We start from the raw sequence: 338 nt of genomic DNA on the forward strand, positions 1-338 counted from the left end.
TATATAATTAAACTAATTAATTGAAAAATTACAGAAATGGGATGAGACTACATGAAAATTGCGAGAGGTAGAGAATTACTTACACCAGATCAGAGACTTGCTTTAATGCAAATCCCTGAAGATGAATGGGTATTGGGAACCTACTACACTTTTTCCAAACGAGATTTAGAAATTATAAATAAGCGAAGGAGAGAAGAAAATCGTTTAGGGTTCGCAATTCAATTGGCCGTTCTTCGGTATCCCGGATGGCCATACACTCATATCAAAAGCATCCCAGATTCCGTCATACATTATTTATCGAAACAAATCGGTGCCACACCATCCACGATTAGTCTTTA

1 protein-coding gene is annotated in these 338 nt (G+C 36.7%); it reads left to right on the forward strand.

The window, feature by feature from the left end:
- Window positions 1–51: 51 nt before the first annotated feature.
- Window positions 52–338 (forward strand): DUF4158 domain-containing protein (locus COD11_RS26230; RefSeq protein WP_141549761.1); only part of this gene is annotated, 287 nt, incomplete at its 3' end.

It is taken from the genome of Bacillus sp. AFS040349 (genome assembly GCF_002577655.1).
Taxonomy (GTDB): domain Bacteria; phylum Bacillota; class Bacilli; order Bacillales; family Bacillaceae; genus Metabacillus.